The organism is Paenibacillus timonensis, assembly GCF_022427145.1.
Lineage (GTDB): Bacteria > Bacillota > Bacilli > Paenibacillales > Paenibacillaceae > Fontibacillus > Fontibacillus timonensis.
On the sequence record NZ_JAKSXN010000001.1, the window covers coordinates 1 to 18664 of the forward strand.

The 18664-nt window shown below is 54.2% G+C and carries 17 protein-coding genes and 1 pseudogene; 3 read left to right on the top strand and 15 right to left on the bottom strand.

Features of this window, described 5'->3' with window-relative positions; genetic code table 11:
• Window positions 1–581 (bottom strand): annotated as a pseudogene (locus MJ257_RS00005) (hypothetical protein); the annotation flags it as partial.
• Window positions 582–933: 352 nt separating this feature from the next.
• Window positions 934–2169: an IS110 family RNA-guided transposase gene (locus tag MJ257_RS00010; RefSeq protein WP_080839479.1), complete on the bottom strand. Its 1236-nt coding sequence runs from the start codon at window positions 2167–2169 to the stop codon at window positions 934–936.
• A 467-nt stretch (window positions 2170–2636) separates the two neighbouring features.
• On the opposite strand from MJ257_RS00010, the gene MJ257_RS00015 reads away from it, so the two are divergent.
• Both MJ257_RS00015 and MJ257_RS00020 read left to right on the top strand, forming a co-directional pair.
• Window positions 2637–2810, top strand: coding sequence for a hypothetical protein (locus MJ257_RS00015; RefSeq protein ID WP_240267342.1), 174 nt, complete (start codon window positions 2637–2639; stop codon window positions 2808–2810).
• Between the two features lie 422 nt (window positions 2811–3232).
• On the top strand, window positions 3233–3541 hold the full coding sequence (locus MJ257_RS00020) for a GT-D fold domain-containing glycosyltransferase (protein WP_240267343.1): 309 nt from the start codon (window positions 3233–3235) through the stop codon (window positions 3539–3541).
• A gap of 38 nt (window positions 3542–3579) precedes the next feature.
• Here MJ257_RS00020 and MJ257_RS00025 read toward each other — a convergent pair whose 3' ends face one another.
• The 12 genes from MJ257_RS00025 to MJ257_RS00080 all read right to left on the bottom strand — a co-directional run bounded on the left by MJ257_RS00025 (window position 3580) and on the right by MJ257_RS00080 (window position 16477).
• A complete protein-coding gene (locus tag MJ257_RS00025; protein WP_240267344.1) occupies window positions 3580–5109 on the bottom strand; it encodes an ABC-F family ATP-binding cassette domain-containing protein in 1530 nt (509 codons plus the stop codon).
• Window positions 5110–5519: 410 nt separating this feature from the next.
• Window positions 5520–7070, bottom strand: a complete 1551-nt coding sequence (locus MJ257_RS00030) for a UDP-N-acetylmuramoyl-L-alanyl-D-glutamate--2,6-diaminopimelate ligase (protein ID WP_240267345.1) — start codon at window positions 7068–7070, stop codon at window positions 5520–5522.
• Between the two features lie 202 nt (window positions 7071–7272).
• Entirely contained in the window at window positions 7273–8535 is a 1263-nt protein-coding gene (locus MJ257_RS00035; RefSeq protein ID WP_240267346.1) for an MFS transporter, read from the bottom strand.
• Between the two features lie 107 nt (window positions 8536–8642).
• On the bottom strand, window positions 8643–9482 hold the full coding sequence (locus MJ257_RS00040; RefSeq protein ID WP_240267347.1) for an ABC transporter permease: 840 nt from the start codon (window positions 9480–9482) through the stop codon (window positions 8643–8645).
• A complete protein-coding gene (locus MJ257_RS00045; protein WP_240267348.1) occupies window positions 9479–10663 on the bottom strand; it encodes an extracellular solute-binding protein in 1185 nt (394 codons plus the stop codon). Before MJ257_RS00045 ends, MJ257_RS00040 begins: the two co-directional genes overlap by 4 nt.
• A 17-nt stretch (window positions 10664–10680) precedes the next feature.
• Window positions 10681–11721 (bottom strand): ABC transporter ATP-binding protein, encoded by a 1041-nt coding sequence (locus tag MJ257_RS00050; RefSeq protein WP_240267349.1) that lies wholly within the window; start codon window positions 11719–11721, stop codon window positions 10681–10683.
• A gap of 28 nt (window positions 11722–11749) precedes the next feature.
• Window positions 11750–12574: an ABC transporter permease gene (locus MJ257_RS00055; RefSeq protein WP_178019479.1), complete on the bottom strand. Its 825-nt coding sequence runs from the start codon at window positions 12572–12574 to the stop codon at window positions 11750–11752.
• 8 nt (window positions 12575–12582) lie between these two features.
• On the bottom strand, window positions 12583–13617 hold the full coding sequence (locus MJ257_RS00060; protein WP_240267350.1) for a LacI family DNA-binding transcriptional regulator: 1035 nt from the start codon (window positions 13615–13617) through the stop codon (window positions 12583–12585).
• Window positions 13614–14357: a glycerophosphodiester phosphodiesterase gene (locus MJ257_RS00065; RefSeq protein WP_240267351.1), complete on the bottom strand. Its 744-nt coding sequence runs from the start codon at window positions 14355–14357 to the stop codon at window positions 13614–13616. The genes MJ257_RS00060 and MJ257_RS00065 overlap by 4 nt, the downstream gene beginning before the upstream one ends.
• 16 nt (window positions 14358–14373) lie before the next feature.
• Window positions 14374–15393 carry a CehA/McbA family metallohydrolase gene (locus MJ257_RS00070; protein ID WP_240267352.1) on the bottom strand — a complete coding sequence of 340 codons (1020 nt, stop codon included), beginning with the start codon at window positions 15391–15393 and terminating at the stop codon, window positions 14374–14376.
• On the bottom strand, window positions 15390–15860 hold the full coding sequence (locus MJ257_RS00075) for a hypothetical protein (RefSeq protein WP_240267353.1): 471 nt from the start codon (window positions 15858–15860) through the stop codon (window positions 15390–15392). Before MJ257_RS00075 ends, MJ257_RS00070 begins: the two co-directional genes overlap by 4 nt.
• A gap of 347 nt (window positions 15861–16207) precedes the next feature.
• Window positions 16208–16477, bottom strand: a complete 270-nt coding sequence (locus MJ257_RS00080; RefSeq protein ID WP_270405702.1) for an Atu4866 domain-containing protein — start codon at window positions 16475–16477, stop codon at window positions 16208–16210.
• A 154-nt stretch (window positions 16478–16631) separates the two neighbouring features.
• Here MJ257_RS00080 and MJ257_RS00085 point away from each other — a divergent pair, with 154 nt between their 5' ends.
• Window positions 16632–17552, top strand: a complete 921-nt coding sequence (locus MJ257_RS00085; RefSeq protein ID WP_240267354.1) for an AraC family transcriptional regulator — start codon at window positions 16632–16634, stop codon at window positions 17550–17552.
• A gap of 22 nt (window positions 17553–17574) precedes the next feature.
• Here MJ257_RS00085 and MJ257_RS00090 read toward each other — a convergent pair whose 3' ends face one another.
• A complete protein-coding gene (locus MJ257_RS00090) occupies window positions 17575–18495 on the bottom strand; it encodes a TraB/GumN family protein (RefSeq protein WP_240267355.1) in 921 nt (306 codons plus the stop codon).
• Between the last annotated feature and the right edge of the window lie 169 nt (window positions 18496–18664).

Genomic DNA, 18664 nt, shown 5'->3' on the forward strand with positions numbered 1-18664 from the left:
GTAGCCGAACTATCATTATCACTGGTGTTGGTTGCACCACTGGTGGAATTAACCGTTTCGTTAATGGTAGAGTCACTATCGGTATTAGAGGTATTGTTCGAGCCGCTTGTGCTTGTTAATGTGTCATTGACAGTAGCCGAACTATCGTTATCACTGGTGTTGGTTGCACCACTGGTGGAATTAACCGTTTCGTTAATGGTAGAGTCACTATCGGTATTAGTGGCGTTCGTTGCCGTACTTTGGTTATCGACTTTTTCGAAAATTTTCGAGTCGCTGTCGCTTTCCGAATGATTTTTAGCGCCACTTTCGCTTGTAAGTTGATCGTTAATGGTGGATCCGCTGTCGTTATCATTTGTGCTTGTGGCATTACTAATGGCATGAGCTTGGTTTTTAGCAAGGTTTTTAGCAAGGTTTTTAGCAAGGCTTTTGGCAATCGCCTTGTCGATCGCCTTGGCTAAGGAAATCGTCACTTTGACAGGCGGCTTGCGGTGTTTGTGTTTTTTACGATGACAGCTACACGCTGTTTGCTGGGAAGATTTTTTTTTGCAGGTTGTTTTTCTTTTTCTAAATTCCTTTGTCATTACTTCTATCCTCTCCTTTGATGGGGGTAGTTGACTACCCTTTAGTATATTTGCCTGCTATTAACTCGGAAACGGCGAATCTACCTATAAATTTTTGTCCATCTATCAAATACACAGAAAATGGGCAAAAAAAGACCTTGTCTCGCTCTCGGCAAGACAAGGTAAGGTCCATGACAAAGCCTAGCGGTGGAATGTCAAGGGGTTGATCAATGAAAATTGGAAGGAAACTTGGGAAAAATCTGTTTTGAGCCTAAAAAAGGCAATACGAAACCTGACCCAGCCAATAGACGGAATTTTCAGACGACTGTTTGGGCGGGTCTAATGGAAGTGGAGAAAAAATCAGGAATCTGGTTTAATTCCTCCTCTCCGGTGGTGTGTACAGTTTCTTGGTCTTCAGTAGCATGAAGACCAACCGTACCAATTTGCGTGCGGTAAGGACGAGTGCTCGTTTGTGCTGGTGTTTCGTAACTTCGTTAAATTTCTTGTGGTAGAACGCTTCGTATTCCGAATCGTATTTGCGAACTTTATCTGCTGCTTCAACCAAGTAGTAGCGCAGATACTTGTTGCCGGTCATCACGCGCTCGGTATCTTCAGCTTCAAAATCTCCGGACTGGTACTTGTTCCAGACCAGACCGGCGAATTTGGCCAATGCGTTGTGATCATCAAATCGGCTAATATCACCGATCTCGGCCAGGATTCCGGCTGCATACACGGCTCCGATGCCTTTGACGGATGTCAGTGTCTGCTGAAAGCCTTTCATGATCTTGTCGATCTGTCTATCCAGTTTCTTGACCTCAGCCTCCATGTTCTTAATGACGCTGAGGGTGACGGACAACGAGATATTGACCGGATCACTCATGGCTTTATCCAACCGATACGAAGAGCGGGCCAGCTTTTTCAACAGTTCCGCGATTTCTTGCGGATTGGCGAAACGTTTTTTGCCCTTCTCCTGAAGAAATTCAATCAGCTTTTCCATGGGCATCTCCGCGATGCGTTCGGGATCCAGCTCTTGGATCACAGCCAGACTGGTGGCGCCGAAAGTGTCCGAGAACGGATTGTCGATCCGCATCCCGCTGAACTTCAGAAACACCTGATTCAGGAAATACGCTTTTTCACGCTTGATACTGTGGATGAGGTGAAAGCGCGTGCGAGTCAGACGCTGCAAGGCTTGGTATTGGACTACTTCATTCATATCGTGAGGCAGTCGTCCGAAACGCAGATGGTCTGCAATCACCCAGGCATCAATGCGGTCGGTTTTGGGAAGGGTATCATAGCCCTTCTTGAACCGAGCCACTTTACGAGCATTCAAGACGTAAACCTGAGCCTGAACGTTGGGTTCATAAGGAGCGAGTTGGTCTTTTAAGTAGTGGGCCAGGTGCCATCCAAGATTGGATGTCGCCTCCATCCCGATGCGAAGCGTTTGGCACCCCACTTCCGCCGCCGTATCCAGCATCCGACGAATGAGGGTATCGGCCCCGTGTCGGTCGTTGGTGACGGAGAAAGAGGCCAGCTTCCGGCCGTCCCCCGCCATGAATTGTACATGGTGGGAACGCAAGCTTACGTCTATACCGATCAGCATTTGGGACATGGGATTCACCTCCTCGGGTGCTTGTACACAAAATCAAGCCGGACTCGGACCTGGGTGCCCGTGGAAACCACCTGCTGCAGCCTCGTCATCAGCACTCACCCATGGGGAAGACAATTGCGGGGTGCTACTCCCCCATCCCGCATGAGGGCGCAACTAGCGGTCAGAATCTGAGCGGTGGATCCGGGTAGCAGGCTTTTGAAGCAGTACCTTGCGGTCTGCACGGAGGGAAAGAAGTCTCCCGAGATCAAGCTTGTCGATCCCATTGTTCCACGGACAGTTCCGAGTTGTAAAGCGGCGTTCGCTTGCCATGCGACCTCTCGCATTCGAACGCTGCATGTATTCAGTTGTGGAAAAGCGCATGACAAAGAAACAGCAATGGCAAATCCATTCTGCGATTAGAGCACAAATTGTGAATCAGTTTTTTGAGATTTCCCCGACTTCCCCATCCAAAGAAGGGGATAAAACGGGTGAAGCAAAAACTAGCGGATGAGGAAGCCAGGGGCTTCTCAAACGGCGGGCTCTTCGAATCGTCCGGATCGATCCGAAGAGATGGAGGACAGAGGCTTCGCCTCCCCGACTTCCGTTCCTCGCCCTTCGGGCTGCGGTACGGGTTCGGCTACATCATCCACCACCGCCGCTGAGTTGATGATCATCATATGGAAATTCATCTAAGCTGTTTCCGGTTGTCCGGATCAACTGGAAATTCGCTTGAGATGAGCTTCTAAACTGATTATACGAGGAGGTGTAGCTACCCTATGTTTGATATATGCAGGAGGACGGGTTTTCGCTCCCCTTGCCCTGGACAGTCAACCGGGGTATTGCCAACAAAACGCGGAAAGCGTACGCTAAGAAACCTTGAAATTTATTAGCCTCAATCTATCCAAATGATTCCATCCAAAAGAAGCAAACCCTCCCTACTTTGCAAGGGCTAGGGGGATTACCAAGAATATAAAAGAGAAAAGAATCGGAAATAAGATCAACCTCAAATAGTCGGTGATTCCTTAAGTATAAGAAACGTTGGCTTTTTTATATAGAAAAATCCTTAGAGTATATTTTCGTCAAAATGTTGGATGGACCCCTGGCCGGGCGGAGAATCATCGTCATCACGAGGGAAGCCCAAAAGATCAAGGAGCGTCTTGAGAAAGAGCCGTACAAGCAAAATATCGTGCATGCCCTGCCTTTTCATCAATGGCAGGATTATCGAAATACCATCCAATGGATGACCTCCCATAAAGACAGCTATGACGTTGCATTGATCTCCTGCGGGGTTAATGCGGTGGTGCTGGCCGAACGGATAGCCGCGCTGACAGGGAAAGTCGCGCTCGATTTCGGCAAAGCGAACAATATTATCCTAAAAGGGCGCCCCAATTAATTTTAGGGCGCCTTAGTTATCGGTAATGGCTCTCCCGCTTACTTCCCGATACGCAACACGCGATCCGCCCAATCCTGGTAAAAGGAACGATCGTGGGAGACCAACAGCACGCTGCCGCGAAATTCGATCAAAGCCTGACGCAGTGCTGCTTTGGCCTCCTGATCCAAGTGATTGGTGGGTTCGTCCAGGATCAGGAAATTGCATGGCGTCAGCAGCAACCGGCATAGTTTCACCTTCGATTGCTCCCCGCCGCTTAGCGTTCCGATAGCTCGCGCTACCAACGACTGATTTAAACCGCAGCGGGCCAAATGCCGGCGGATTTCCTTGCCGTCGAGATCGGGACGAAATTCGGCGATGTATTGGATCGGCGTCATCGTCGGTTCCTCCCAAGCGAGTTCCTGCGAAAAATACCCGATATGCACGCGATCCGCGAACCGATATTCCCCAGAGACGGCGGAAATCCGCCGTACCAGCGTGTTTAGCAGTGTCGATTTCCCGATGCCGTTGAACCCGGAAACCACCAGTTTTTCGCCGCCGGATACCTTAAAACTGAGCGGCGGCAGCAGCGGTTGACCATACCCGACCACGAGCCGGCGCGTCTCTAGCGCAATCAGGCCGGGCGACGCCAGTTCCTGAAAACGGAATGCCGGAGGATGGGTTTGGACCGGCGGGCCTATCCGTTCCATTCGCTCCAGCTGTTTGCGGCGCCCTTGAGCGATTTTGCTATTTACGCCGGCAATGTTTTTGCGAATATAGCTTTCGGTAGCTTCGATTTTCTTCTGCTGCGCTTCGTACCGCCGCTCGTAATCGCGCCGGTGATGTTCTTTTTGCCGCATAAAGTCGTTGTAGCTGCCCGGGTATTTCCGAATCGAACCCAATTCGACATCGCAAATACAATTCGTTACCTTCTGAAGAAACGAAGCATCGTGAGAGACGACGATAAATGCGCCGCGGAATGACGCCAACGCGCCGGCCAACCACTCCACATGCTCCCGGTCCAGGAAATTGGTCGGCTCATCGAGCAGCAGCACGTCCGGTTCCTCCAGCAGCAGTTTAGCCAGGATAACCCGGGCCCGTTGCCCCCCGCTTAACTCCGACATCGGCCGCTCCATCCCCATCGCCTGAATCCCCAGGCCCATGGCGGTTTGGTCGATCCGGCTGTCGATGTCGTAGAAATCGCCGGCGTCCAGCTTTTCTTGGCATAACGCCGCCAGCTTCATTCGGCTTTCATCCCCCGTGACCGCCACTTCCCGATAAATCTCGGCCATTTTTCGTTCCAGTTCATAAAGCTCGTCAAATGCCGTCTTCAGATAATCCCGAATCGATACGGCCCCCGAAATCCGGGCATATTGATCCAGATGCCCCAGTCGCAGACGAGGCTGCCACTGGATGCTGCCTTGATCGGGAATCACCTCGCCGGTAAGCATGCGGATGAGCGTGCTTTTGCCCGCCCCATTTTGTCCGACGAGTCCCATATGTTCCCCCGCGTGCAATTCCAGCGAGGCCCCGCGGTACAATTCCTTGTCGCCGAAACGGTGCGTAACCCCGCTCATTTCCAATAAACTCATGTCTAACTCCTCTTTTCTCCATAAAATAAAAAAGCAGAGAAACAGGCGCCTGCCGGCACCGGTCCTCTGCTCTGGGGGAACCCCGTAAAAAACACAAAGGACCAAGGACAAAACATTGTCCTTGGCCCTTTAATCCTTGCATTCGCCGGTTCAAAGCCGCACTCGAATAAGCCTAGGTTCCCTATGCTCTCCGGGTCAAGCAATCAACCGATGAATGCAGGAAGCTAAGCTTCCCGATTAAGCTCCGCACAATGCTTCATCCTGAACATTTGTACGGAGCGAAGTTCCCTAACCAGCTTGCCATTTTGGATGTAAATCATGGAGTACACCTGCCTTTTCCATAAATCCCCTCTATTCTAACATATAAGTTCCACGATTTCACGTCCTCCAGGGATCTTCCAGGCTGTTGTTCACAAAGTGACCTCCGGTGCGTTTGCCGCAACCGTGTTCGTCGCCCACATTTCAGGAACCGGATAACCCAGACGCCCCGCTAGTGCTTCCTGTATGACTTCGCGATCATCAAACGGAATCCGACGGTCTTTCACGATCAGATGGGTTTCGTGTCCTCTACCCGCGACGACGACGCAGTCTCCGGGACGGGCCTGCTCGATGGCCAACGAGATCGCCTCCCGGCGGTCCGCAATCGCAACATAGGCATCGCTTGGTATGGGCCCATCCTCAACCCCATTCAGCATATCGCTTAATATCGCGTCCGGATCCTCCGACCGGGTGTTGTCCGATGTAAAGATCGCAAGATCGGCGTAAGACGTTGCCACGCGGGCCATGATCGGTCGTTTCATCCGATCCTTGTCCCCCTCGCATCCACATACGCAAACCAGCTTGCCTTGCGTCAGCGTTTTGGCCGTTTGCAGCACGTTCTCCAGACCGTCGGGATTGTGGGCATAGTCCAAAATCACGGTGAAATCCTGTCCGGCGTAAATCGGCTCGAACCGTCCCGTTACCCCTTCAAACGACTCCAGGCTGCGTTTCATGGACTGAAGCGGAATGCCCTCCGACAAACCCACCGCAATCGCCGCCAGAACGTTATATACATTAAACAAACCTAGCAGCTTTAAATCCAGATCGATAGGCCCACGAAAAGTATCCACTCGAAGGGAAGTTCCGTCCGGTTTCATTCGGATTTGGCTTGCGCGGATGTCAGCTTCCCGCTCCACGCCGTACGTGATAACCTGAGCCGCGGTTTTGCGGGCATATCCGGCGGCAACCGAATCATCCGCGTTCAGGATGGCGAACTTCGGCTCATCTCCGTAGGCGCCGCCCAGCTGCGAGAATAACAGCGATTTCGTATCGCTGTACCGGTCCATCGACTCATGGTAATCCAAATGGTCATGGGTGACATTCGTCAACACCGCCGTCCGGAACTGACATCCCCTTACCCTGCCCATATCGAGAGCATGCGAGGACACTTCAACTACGGCGTACTCCGCACCGTGCTCCAGCATCTTGCGAAAACTTCGCTGCAACACAAGGGATTCGGGCGTGGTGTTCACCGTTTGTTCCCTATAGTTCCCTATTCGCATATACAGCGTACCAATGAGGCCGGCCCGTTTCCCATATTGATTAAGGAGATGCTCGACTAAATGCGTGGTCGTCGTTTTCCCGTTTGTGCCTGTGATTCCGATCAGCTTTAGCCGGCTCGACGGCCGGCCATAGAAAACATCCGCCAAGATCGCCAATGCACGACGCGTATCCGGAACCCGAATGATCGTAATGTGGGAAGGAATGTCCGCCAGCTCCTTCTCCGTCATCAGCGCGATCGCGCCGGCTTCTATGGCCTTGGCGGCATACCGGTGTCCGTCATTTAGGGCACCCGGCAGGCAGACGAACAAACACCCCGGCGTCACATGCCGCGAATCGATCTCGATCCCGCTGATCTCCAGTTCGGCCTTGCCCTGCACCTGTTTGATCAACAGCGGATCCAACAGAAGGTTCAGCTTCACGTTTTCCCCTTCTTTCCTAGGTCCTGTACGCCTTTGTGGTTACATGTTGCCCGCCAAAAATCCGGTTTATTCTCCATAATTCGACTCCATCGTCAATCCATCCTTGCTTTAGAAACGAATGCCTAAATGAATATGACGGGTGCAGCGCATGAACGGAAAAAAGAAAAAGGCAGGTCCCTTGGGGATCCTGCCTTCATCATGTTTAGGTGGTAGCTTCCTGGATCGGCGGTTTGCCGGCATCCAGCAACGGTTGATTCCGCCCGAGAAAGATCGATAGGATCAACATCAACAGTCCGGTAGCCATCAATAGCCATTCGATCGCGATCGCATCGGCAATCGGCCCGAAGATGAGCATCCCGATCGGCATCATGGACGTGGAGATCATGCTGAATACGCCGAAGATTCTCCCCATATAGCTCTCATCGACCTTTTCCTGGATCATCGTCATGGTCGGCGTATTAAAAGCCGGCATCGCTACGCCGAATAAGGCCATAAACGCCAGGTAGATCCAAAAAACGGGAACGAAGCCCAACAAGAAGGTACAAGCCCCCATCAGAACGGTTGCCAGGGTCATCGTGTGCACTTTATTCTTAAACCCGCCCCATGCGGCAATCATTCCCCCTCCCGCCATCATTCCGACGGAAAAGGCGATTTCGATCGCGGTGAGCCGCCAGACCTCATCGCCAAAGCTGCGGGTGACTTGGAGCGGGGTTAAAAATGCCGCCGGGGCCATCAGAATAAAGAACACCGCCATGAAAGCAAAAAACGATTTTAAATAAGCTTGACGGCGAATGTAGGCCAGGCCCTCTTTCAAGTCGTTGAAATAGCTGGTTGACGGTTGTTCGGAATTTCTTTGGTGCGTCGGAATCCGAAAATAAAGCAGCAGCGTCAGAATAGCGATCATCGCCGTAACCACGTCGATAAAAAAGATCATTTCGATCGTCGCCACCGTAAGCAGCGCGGCGCTGACGATGGGGGACACGAACATAATCACCGCTTGGATGCTACCGTTAATCCCGTTCACTTTGGTTAATTGGTCGGCCGGTACGATCTGCGGCAGAATCGCCCCGACCGCCGGCGTCTGCACGCCCGAGCCCAGCGCCCGAATCGCCGCCATGACGAACAGCAGCCAAGCCTCCTCATAACCCATCAGGAACAGGAGCGCCAATACCAGCGTAGAGAGCGCAATCATGCCATCCGATAGCATAATCAACACTTTCCGGTTATAACGGTCCGCCCAAACGCCCGCCACCGGGGACAATAGGAACGTCGGGATGAATCCACAAATGATGTATAACGTCATCATGATCCCCGATTTCGTATTCAGCGTAATGTACCACATGATCGCGTACTGCACCAGCGAAGAACCAAACAATGAAACGGTTTGGCTGCTCAGGAAGAGAACGATGTTCCTTCTCCACTGCTCCTTTGGTGCGGATTGAATTGACCTGTCTGCGTTATTCACGGCCATCCCCTCTCGATTCGAAAAATTTAGTTTCAATACTACTGTAATCGAATCGAAACGTCCAATCAATGGAAGGGATGATTATAGAAATCTATAGGGGCGAGCCGCTACATCTTGATGTTCTCTTCCTTGGCCATCGAGCGGATGTAAAACGCCCCCAGCACCGAACACAACAGGAACGAGAAAAAGGCCATTGCCGCCGCTTGCTCGCGTTCCTGAAACACGCTAAATACCTGTTGCATGGAAACACCCAACATCTGCGGGGAGTTCGCACCCAACAGGAACGGGGCCGTAAATGAACCGATCACGCCCATGAACACGAAGGTCAACGCAACGAGGAACGTTTTGTAAGAGAGCGGGAAAATAAACCGCGCGAATAACCTTAACTTCCCTGCTCCGACGTCTTTGGCGCTTTCGATGACCGACGAGGGAATCCCGGACAGTGCGGAGCTGAGCAGCATGGTCGTAAACGGGATGTTGAACCAGAGATTCGCGATGATGATCCCCTTCTCGTCGAAAATGATCCGCGGCAGCGTGACGCCGATTTGCGCCAGCAGTCGCGCCAGCCAGCCGTGGTTTCCGAGCAGATTGATCAGCCCGTAAGTCGCGATAACCCCCGGGATGAACAACGGGATCATGTAGGTTTTGCGAATTAGCTCGACGATCGGTCCCTGATTAAAGCGCATGTAAATCGCCAACGTGTAGCTGACCAGCAGCACCAACGCGCAGGTAATGAAGGTGATGCGCAGGGTGAACAGGAGGTTCGCCCGCATCCCCTTATCCGCAAACAGGTAGTGGTACCGGCTGAAATCGTATCCCCCCGCTTCATTCGTGAGGCTCAGCACCAAGGATTGGAGGATCGGGATGATGACGACGACCAATAATATGGCGAAGGAGGGGAGGACCATGGCCAGCCCCGCCATCGCTTGTTTCCATTCCTTGCTCATTGCGCAGCTACATCGCTCTGCCAGCGTTTATTGATTTCCGTGCCCAAATCGCCAATATTGAAGGTTCGGAAGCCTTCGGCAACGCCGTCGAACTTCGCTTGCGTTTCCTGCGGCATATTGGCCAGCTCGATGCCCGGGAACCCGTTCATTTTCTCCACGATGACGGTTTGCGCTTCCGGCGATAGAACGAAATCCAGGAATTGATAGATCGCTTCTTTTTTGTCGGATTCCCCGTTCACCATCAGATAAGTCGGACCGCCGTTGAAGCCGGGCGTAATTTGCTGCATTTTGACCGTATCGGGAAGCAGTCCTTCGTTGATTTGCTGCAGTACCATGTCCGACCAGGCCGGAATCAGCGAGACCTCGCCGTTCATCAGGAGATCCAGCGTGCCCTGATTCTTTTTCGGATAAATGCCGTCCCCATAGACGTATTTCCCAAGCTCTTTCAACGTTTGGAACCCCGTATCCCACTTGGCCATCACGGACGGATCGGAATTATGGATATCCTCTTCGGGTAGATCCTTGTAGATCACCGTTTGTACGAAGGAGCTGCCGGAGCCTCCGGTGGACGGGTCATTGTAGGCGAACTGCCCCGGGTTCGCTTTGATCCAGGATAGCAGCTCGTCCAGCGTTTTCGGCGGGTTGGTGATTTTCGTGCTGTCGTACGCCAGGACCACGGCGGAAGAACGATACGGAATCGCGTAATTGTCCACGTCTTTCATCGTGTCGGCGTTCACTTTGGCCAGATTCGGGATCGCACCCGGATCCAACTGCTGCCAAACCCCGTCTTTGGTGCCTTGGGCTACGACGCCGATGCCGTCCTCATACAGATCGATATCGCCCGAGCCTTTGCCGGCTTGCTTTGCTGCCAGAATGCGGTCGTACGTCGGCTCCGCACCGGTTCCGGACGGGATATACACCAGGTTCACGTCCACTTGATCGTTTTGCTTCTCGAACATCGGAACGAGCGTATCCCATAAATCCTTGACGTTCTGCGAACCCGTAAAATAGAAGTTAAACTTGACCGGCGCGCTGGCTGCTGCCGGAGCTGCCGTCGATTCGCCTTGCGCCGCCGCATTGGACGCCGCCCCAATTCCGCCGGTACCGCCGCATCCGGCAAGCACCGTCATCGTTAATAAAGCGGTAGACAACAGGGTTAACCATGTTTTTTTGGATCGCATGTTTCGTTTATCCTCCCTTAGTTGGGTTCGCCTAACGGAAACCCGATCAATTTGACGATCTTGACGCCAACTTCCTTGCCGATGGATAAGTGCTGCGTCGCTTCCTTCGACTGGAACGTCCGCAGCGTCCCCCATCCGGACAGCTCGACGGTCACTTCGGCGTAATGCCCGAGGACCATCACTTGCTTGATTTTCCCCTCCAGCTTCTCGCCATTCTCCGCAACATCGCTTAAGACTACGTCCTCCGGCCGGATCGCCGCGGTAATTTTACCGCTAAGCCGCTTTTCGTTCGGAAAGCGAATCGCGCCGATCCGGATGCTCTCTTCATCCGCCACCCCCTCCAAAAAGTTCATTTTGCCGATAAAACCTGCAACATATAAAGACTCGGGCGTATCGTAGATTTGCTGCGGTCCCGCGATCTGTTCAATCCGCCCGTGATTCATCACAACGATCCGGTCAGAGAGCGACAACGCCTCCTCCTGGTCATGCGTCACGAAAACCATCGTGAGTCCGGTTTGCATTTGGATCTCGCGAAGCTCCTCGCGCATCTCGTGGCGCAGCTTCGCGTCCAGCGCCGAGAAAGGCTCGTCCAGCAGCAGCACGGACGGCTGAAGCAGCAGCGACCGGGCCAAAGCGACGCGTTGCTGCTGACCGCCCGACAATTCGGCGGGATGTTTCTTCTCGTAGCCCGACAACCGGACCAGCTTCAGCGCATCGGCAACCGCGGCGCGGATTTCCGCCTTTGGCATCTTGCGGATCTTCAGTCCGAACGCCAAGTTGTCGTAGACGGACATATGCGACCATAGATTGTAGCTCTGAAATACCATGGACGTGGGGCGCTTCTCGGGCGGCAGCCCGACGACGCTGCGGCCCTCGATCAGGATGTCGCCCGAATCCGGCTCGAGAAAGCCGCCGATGCTGCGCAGCACCGTCGTCTTCCCGCATCCCGAAGGCCCGAGCAGCGTGACAAGCTCACCTTGTTCCACCGTTAAGTTGATATCGCTAACCCCGTCTCCCGTTTTGTAGCGTTTCGTCAAATTGCGCACCGCCAATTGCATGCGGATTACCCCCTTTTCCCCTGATCGTCTATTTCGTCTGGAACCCGCTCGCCAGCACGTCGGCGCTAACGAGCCGTTGGGCCGCAAGCAGCAGTATGATGGTCGGCAAGGTCAGAATGATCGAGAACACCGCGCCGGCGCTGCTTGGAAAATCCGAGATAATGGAATACATGACGATCGGCATCGTCTTGAAATCCGGGATGCCGACGAGAAACGTCCCTTGCGCTTCGTCCAGCGAATTGAGAAACGTAAAGACCGAGGCGACCATAATGCCGGGCATCGCCATCGGCAGCGTAATGCTCCGGAACACCCGGAACGGCGTCGCTCCGACGTCCCGCGCCGATTCCTCCTGCGCCCGATGGACGTTACGAAAGGCTGCCGTAGGAATCCAGGTCATAAACATCAGCACGTTAATCATGTGAATCAATACGACGCCCAGCAGGGTGTTCATTAATCCGATCCGATAGAACAACACCGCAATCGAGACGTACAGCCCCATTTTTGGAAAAGCATGCGTCAGCAGGAAGGAGAACAGGAACATCCGTTTCAGCGGAAACTGGATTCGGGCGAACGCATAAGCTGCCGGGATGCAGATGAGGATCGATAAGGCCGTTACGATGGCCGCGATCAAGAACGACAACGAGATCGATGAGACGATATCGTCTTTGGCCAATACGAAATTCCACCACTTGAATCCCCAGGTCGCCGGCATCACGTCCGGATAGTTCCACTTTTCGCTGAACGCCAGCACCAGCAGATTCAAGAGCGGGCCGGCAAAAAATACCGCAAACACGGTCAGCAGCACAAACTCGATGATTCTCCTCGCTCCCACCTTTTTCCAATACCATAACATGATTCGGGTCACTCCCTTCCTTCCGTGGATTGGCGTATGACGACCTGACTCTCGTATTCCACCAACTTCGGCAAATCCGCCTCCCCGCGGATCAGCCGATCGAGCATCTCTACCGCGTCCCGGCCGATGCCGGTCGCATCCACGCTGACCGTGGACAGCGACGGGGAATACATACTGCCCAGCTCGATGTTGTCGTACCCCATTACCGCAACCTCTTGGGGGATTCGGACGCCTCGTTCCAGCAGCAGCTTCATCGCGCCTAGCGCCAGCATGTCGTTCGTCGTAAATAAAGCGGTATACCCTTGGTTCCGAAATGCCGGGAAGTGCTCCTCCATCAGCTTGAATCCATATGCAAAGCTGGACTCCGGGGACGGGATCATCTGAACGGCACCGGATTGCCCGGAGAGGCCCAGTTGTTCCAGGCGGCGGGTAAACCCCGTTATGCGAAGCGAATGGCTGCGGTGCTCGACCGGACCGGCGATGACGAAAAATTGGCGATGCCCCAGTCCGTACAAATAATCGGCGGCCCGGGCACCGCCGGCCTCATCGTTGCTGACAAGGTGGATGACGTCGGGGTCGTCGGTCGAACCGTTGACCATCAAGTAAGGCACATTGAATTTTTTGACGTAATCGATCACGTTCTTCCGCAGCCGGCTGACCAGAATCAGTCCGTCGACCCGCTGTTCCAGCAAGTAATCCGTGGAGCGCAAGCTCATCTCCCGGTCCGTTTTTAGGAAGACGGAATACCCGCGAGCTTCGGAGGCCACCAGAATTTCGTCAATGATTTTGCCGTAGAGCGGATGCGAGACGATCGGCGGTTTTTCGCGGAATACGATGACGCCAAGGTTGTTCGTTCGTTTGGTGACCATGGCCCGGGCAACGGCATTCGGCTTGTACCGGAGCGCTTCCGCCGCTTGCAGCACGCGTTCCTTCACCTCGGGACTGGCATAGCCGTTGCCGGAGATGACCCGAGAGGCCGTGGACTTGGATACCCCCGCCAGTTGGGCTAGCTCCCGGAGGCCATGGTTCGGCTTGTTCGTCAACGTACGGTCTCTCCTTCACTGAATTTCGCTTCGTTCTTCACGGCCAGAAGCTCGGCAACGTTGCGAGTCGTGATCGAATCGACGCCCAATCCGGCCATCCGCCGCATGTCTTCAGGCTCTGAAACGGTCCAGACATACACGGCCAACCCCGCTTGTTTCGCGGCATCCACGAGCTCCGGCCGAACCAACTGGTACGGGACGTTTAACCCGAAGCATCTGGAAGCGCGGCCTTCATCGCAGGCTCTAGCAACGGCTTCTGCATAAGGTCCGGCCAAGAAGCTATCGATGTTCACGTTCAGCAGCTTGCGGATGGCCCGGGCGCAGCGATCGGCTTCCAGCGCGACGGGATACTCGCAACCGCTGAAGAAGGCCTGATTCGTCATCTCCATTTTGAGGAGCATTGCGGCCGCCGGTTCCAGGCAAGCCGCGGATTTGATGTCGAGGTTCATCGTCCTGCCGGCTTCCTTGATTGATCGTAGAACGGACTCCAGCGAAAGGCGCTCCTCGATCGATTGTTCATCCAGCTCCTCCAGCGTGAGGTCCGATAATCGGGTTTGACGCCCGTCCGCAAGCCGCACTTCGTCGTCATGGGCCAGTACAAGCCGGCCGTCCCGCGTCGCCCGAATGTCGTCTTCATAAACGTCGGCTCCCAGCGCCAATGCAGCGTGTAAGGAGGCCAGCGAATGATCCGGGTGGCCCATACATCCGGTATGGGCGGTCATTAACGGAAATTGTTTCATGCCATGAACTACCTCCCTATTCGAAATAAACCGGATTGGTAAAAGCGATTAATGCATGAACTTCCCGCACCATCCCCCATAGCTCAGCCCGGAGCCATTTTCTTGACCCGGAGAGAACCGGCAATCCGTCTAAACACAGGGGATCGTCTGCGCTGCCTCCGCTTCGCGTGACCTCCATCTCCAGCTCCATCCCCAGGTCGGAGCAAAGGACGAGCTTGAAGTTCTGTTCCGGCAAGGACCATAATCCCAGCCTTACCGAGAAGTCGATCGTGATGTGGGCTTGCACCTCACCCTGATCATCCGCAAGCCGCGGAGAAGGGATCACGGATCCGAGGCCAAAACTTTGGCCGCCCAAACTGACGGTCAGCGACAACAGCGGGCCCATTGTTACGGCGGCTCTTCCTTCCCGAAGGGCGTTAATGAGACGCTCTTCCGTCGGCAGCTCGCCTTCCGGGATGCCGAGATACGTGACCGACAGCGGTTCATCCGTATCCGACTGCGCATGCCAATCCCGGCCCGAGGTCGCGGATATCCGCAGGCCTTCGTTCAGCTTGTCGGTCCACAGGGTATAGGCACGCCGGTTGTTGGTGCGGATGGAAGCGAACGTCCCGGACCAAACCTCGATATAATCGACGACCGACCAATCCCGCAGCTCATATTCCCAGAAGCACCCGGTACAGGCCGGACTGCCGATCCGGAAAGGATGGGCCAAGCCGGCGATACCGCCAAGGCGATGCACCGCCTGAATCCCCTCATCGATCATGCTTCGGTCGGCTCTTCGCCAATCGGCATATTCGCTTAATCCTATCGTGACCATATGGCCGTAGAACGTCGTCCACTCCATGCCGGACAGAATCATCAGCCCGTATTGGCTGGCGATGGAGTCCTTCCCGGCAAGTCCGGACATCGTGTTATGATCCATCAGGGCGATCGCGTCGAAGCCGAGTTGGGCAGCGCCCGCGGCCAACTCTTCCAGCGTTTGGACGCCGTCGCTGTGCAGCGTATGCGTGTGCAGCTCGCAAGCCAGCCATTTCATCCTGCCTTCAGCTCCTTTTCCGTCCAGATTTGCAGCCGGTAATCGCACGAGTCCGTCACGATGCAGTGAATGCTCAGCGTGACCTGCCAATCTCCGGCGGGTAGCGGTCCCGGCATCAACCCGGGGGATGCTTGCCCTGCCGAAAGCGTCAGCTCTTGGATCGAGTCGTGGCGATGGCACGCTCCCCGATAGCCAAGCGGATCGTCGAGCGAGAGCGTGATCAGGTTTTTTAGCGGCAAATAACGTTCCGCTTGGGTGATCGCCGGTTCCCTTTGCTCCGGCAGCAGATAAGACTCGAAGCTTTGCTCAAGCAAATCTAGCGAGCGTTCGCGATCTTCCAGCACCTTCGGTGCATATTCAAATTTCAGTTGCAACCGGCAGCAGTCCTCATCCAACTGAAACGGAATTCGGAGATGCGTCTTCGAATACTCCGGCGTCACGCGCCCCTTCACATCGAGTACCAGCAATTCGGCTCATCGCCTTTCTTGTTTTTCTTGTTGGGAGTCCGTTTATAGACGCGTTCCCGAGTGGGAACGGTCCCACATGTCTCTCATGGTACAGCGCGAACATCAAGGCGGTATCATCCGCGTGTTAATCTTCTGTAAAGGCCAAAGACAAGAAGCTCCCCTGTTGACAGAACCATAAACCTTCTTTCGTCCCATAACAAAAAGGACGCGAAGAGGTTCGCGTCCTTCCTTTGGTAATCATTCATTTTCAACAATCCGTATTCTCGCCCCAGAACTCCCATGCCGCCCTGTCGGCATTCAACTTGTCCAGATTGCTCCGGGTGCGTCGGAGGGCGTCGGAGCCGATGCTAGTCTTGCTTTTCTCGATAAAAGATCATTCCGCCGTGATACAACACGTCGCCTTCAAATTCGCCATCGGCCGTAAAGCCGGTATCGTCTACGTAATCGATTCGGTTGCCGATGACCTTATAGCTTCCGGTATAGGCGCTTTTTCTACTGCCCCGGGCTTCGTCGTACCGTCCGTTCGGAAGCAGTTCCTGGCGGATTTGCCCATCCAGAGTCACCCACATACCGACATAAGGATGCGGCGGGGTTTGCGGTTGCTCGTTTTTTTCCAAGTGAATCCTCTCCTTCCTGCAGCTTATTATGAACCAGCCGCCGGAAGAAGGGGTAGCTCGATGATCGCAAATCCTTGCCTAATCCTCTCATGCCGCTTTATCGGGTAGAAGAAAGAAGGTATAATGGCCCTAACCTAAGGAGGGAGGGATTCTGATGTACACAACGCATCCGGCTGAAACAGTCCTCACGGCCTATCAAGCCGAGTTGGCCCGGTTGATCGAGCAACATACCCCCGGGAACGGGGCTCATGCGACTTCAATCCCGTCGTTATTTCTGCTTCGCAGCTCTGATATCGCCTATCCGTCGTTTTCTGTCCATGAACCGGGGATTTGTATTATCGCGCAGGGGGCTAAAGTGATTATTCTGGGGGAAGAGCGTTATACGTATGGCCCTTCCAGCTACTTGGTCGTTTCTCTGGACCTTCCCGTAGCGGCACAGGTGACGGAAGCTTCCGAAGAAACGCCTTATTTGTGCATCCGGATTAATTTTGATCCGGACGAAGCGTTGGACCTGATGACGGAAGCCGATCTGGCCGGGTTGTCCAAGGGCGAGTCGCGTCGCGGCATCTTCGTCGATCCGACGAGTCCGGACATGCTTGACGCCGCTATACGGCTCGTGAAGCTATCGGCGCAGCCGGAAGACGCGCCGGTGTTAGCGCCGCTGGTGATCCGGGAGATCTTGTACCGGGTGTTACGCGGCGCGCAAGGCCACGCGTTGCGGCAAATTGCCACCGGCGGCAGCACGGCCAACCGGATCGCCAGGGTCGTTCATCGGATCAAGGCCGATTATGCCCAACCGCTGCGCATTGATGAGCTTGCCGCGATCGCTCATATGGCTCCCTCTTCCCTGCACCGTCACTTCAAGGAAATCACGGCGATGAGCCCGCTCCAATACCAGAAGCAAATCCGGCTTCAGGAGGCCCGTCGCATCCTGCTGTCCGAATCGGCCGACGCGGCCGACGTCGCTTACCAGGTGGGTTACGAAAGCCCCTCCCAATTCAGCCGGGAATACGCCCGGCGGTTTGGATTGCCCCCAATTAGCGACATCAAGCGATTAAAGGGGGAGTTGGGTTAACCCTCGCCGGCTTCGTCGCTCATTAACGACCTTGCGGCATTTTTTTGAAAGCAGGATACTGATGAATGGCGATGCCGCCAAAACCTTCGTGCTTCGCATAATAGGCGGTGATGGCCATAATCTGCTTGTTCATGTAGACCGAGCCTTTGTTAAAATACGTAATCTCGTTCGGAATCGTGGAACCGTTCGGCGGACTGGTCTCCGCACCGATATATACCTTCTTGCCTAATTTCGCGGCATAATTCGCTTCCGCCAAGGACGCGCGGATTTGCCGATCGGCCGTGTCGCGGTAGGCCATCAGGGATGCGGTATCTACGATATCCAGGACGAAATAACTTAACGGCTTCCGTTGTCCGCCCGTCTCTACAATCACCGGATTTTCTCCGGAAGCATACCACCAGGGAATCGCCGCGTTAAACTCCATTGGATCTCCGCTTTCGTTGATTTCTTCCGCGATTTTCTTCAACACCTGAATGTACTGATAGTTCACGGATCCTCGCTTGGTTTTGTATTCCTTCAAGGTGTGCGGCTCGATATCATATTGGATTCCGTCAAAGGCGCTGGCCGGGTGGGAGGCATTAAACGACAGCACCTGCTGAAGCTCCGTCAACGCCTCGCGGTGACGGCCTTCCAAAGCCCACTCCGCTCTTCCGACCAGCGCAAAGACGCGAATCCCCTCCTCATGCGCCCGGTAAATCAGTTCCTCGTAAGTTGCCGGTTGATCCGGCAGCGTCTTGCTCGTTCCGATAAACAACAGGTTGATGTCCTGCTCCTTCAAGAACTTCAACAACGCCGTGATTTTGTCCGAATTCGAAGCCGTTTCGTAAAAATCCCAGGCCCATATCGCTTTGGTTTGCCGCTCCTCCGCTTGGGCCGGAGAGGAAACTCCGCATGCCAACGTCAACCAGACTGCCAAAAACAGCAGAATCGCCTTGTTCTTCACTCGGTTCTCTACGCTCCATTCCTTCTCTTATTTCCCCTGCGAGGCGATAAGGGATCGATCTTCCTCTTAACAGGGGTATTCGATTCAGAATGAGATTAACACAAAAAGGAAGACCGACGAATGATCTGTTTGACCTAATGTGGAGGGATTCGAGCCCTGATTATCGGGA